At 47.2% G+C, this 1752-nt stretch carries 1 protein-coding gene and 1 pseudogene; both read left to right on the top strand.

What is annotated here, in order from left to right; translation table 11 throughout:
- A partial coding sequence (locus R0K30_RS20960) for a peptidoglycan recognition protein family protein (RefSeq protein WP_410612681.1) occupies nucleotides 1–429 on the top strand: 429 nt, incomplete at its 5' end.
- Nucleotides 430–1056: 627 nt separating this feature from the next.
- Nucleotides 1057–1752 (top strand): annotated as a pseudogene (locus R0K30_RS20955) (hypothetical protein); the annotation flags it as partial.

Below are 1752 nucleotides of genomic sequence, written 5' to 3'. Positions count from 1 at the left end.
CCGCATAAGCGCTGGAGCGGCAAAGAATGTCCACGAAAGCTACTTAATCGCTGGGACAGCTTCGAAGCAGGTATTGCAACCGCTCATACGAGTAAAAAGGCAACAGCAAAGCCGACAAAAGCGACACCTGTCAAAAATACACCTTCCAAGCCAAAAGCAAGTAAACCTAAAAAATCAGTTAACTTGCCATCTGGCATTATTAAAGTAACCAAGCCTTTGACAAAGGGCGCTGGAGTAAAAGCATTACAGGAGGCTCTGGCTGCTGTTTATTTCTATCCTGAAAAGGGAGCTAAAAACAACGGGATTGATGGCTATTATGGACCAAAAACTGCGAATGCGGTCAAACGATTCCAGCTCATGCATGGTCTTAGCGCTGACGGCATCTATGGACCAAAGACTAAAACAGCTCTTCAAAAAGCATTGAAATAAGTAACAAGATAAAAAAGACCTCACATCATATGAGGTCTTTTTCTATTCACAAGCGTTAGAGGAGGTTTCCCTTACATATTTTACCCAAATCTTCTAGTGGTTATAACTCAAAATTTATAAATAATCACTTTTCCAATTCCACTTACATATAGTATACAGACCGCATGTCTTTCATCTTTCATGGTTTTACCCCATCTAGAAAAAATCTCCCCCTATGGGGAGGTCTTTTCTTTTTGTGTCTTTATCTTATTTTTCTTTTCTTGTGGAGGGGAATAATTTATTGTAATTCCTTACTAATGCTTTTTTGAAAACTATATAAGAAAAAGAACATTATACATATTTATCAATAATAAAAATGTTGTTATAAATCATCTGTTAATTTAGACTTTTTATTCATTTTGCTAAACAATCTCACTAATGTAGATCAGGTGCATAAGATGTCAAAGAGGTGATTTTATGAAAAGGTGTAGGTGTTGTGGAAAATTATGTACATCTCATTCGGGAAATAATAATAAACGAGGAAGTTGGTATGGTTCGTATGAAGATTATGACTGGGAGTGTGATAGCTGTAAGAAAGGAAAAACAAGAAAACCAGTGAAAAATCCTTGCTGTGGAAAGGATCCTTGTGTGTGTGTCATCCAAGGTCGTCCAGGGGGTAGAGGTAGAAGAGGCCCAGCAGGTCCAACAGGTCCAACAGGTCCAACGGGACCAGGAGTAGGAGCAACAGGAGCCACCGGTCCTACCGGAGCGACAGGAGATACAGGAGCCACAGGAGCCACCGGCGCAACCGGGGCCACAGGTCCAACGGGAGCAACGGGAGCAACAGGAGCAGCAGGAGCAACAGGAGCCACGGGAGATACAGGAGCCACCGGCCCTACCGGAGCGACAGGTGCAACCGGAGATACGGGAGCCACCGGCGCAACCGGGGCCACAGGTCCAACGGGAGCCACCGGCGCAACCGGGGCCACAGGTCCAACGGGAGCAACCGGCGCAACAGGAGCAGCAGGAGCCACAGGAGCCACAGGAGATACAGGCGCAACCGGAGCCACAGGAGCCACGGGAGTAGGATTAACAGGAATTGTGCCATTTGATCCAGTAGTAGCCCCAACTTATCCAGTGGGTCAAGTGGTGACATCCAATGGCAGTACGTATATCGTAAATACCGCGCCCCCAACAGGAACACCAGGTACGTCTCCAGATTACACATTGATAGCAGGTGCAGGAGCCACCGGCCCTACCGGAGCGACAGGAGCCACCGGCCCTACCGGAGCGACAGGAGCCACCGGCCCTACCGGAGCGACAGGAGCCACCGGCCCTACCGGA

Origin of the sequence: Bacillus sp. SIMBA_154, assembly GCF_046536015.1 — a bacterium.
GTDB classification, from domain to species: Bacteria; Bacillota; Bacilli; order Bacillales; family Bacillaceae; genus Bacillus; species Bacillus pumilus_P.
The sequence above is the reverse complement of the archived record's forward strand: the minus strand, read 5'-3'. Positions and strand labels throughout refer to the sequence as shown.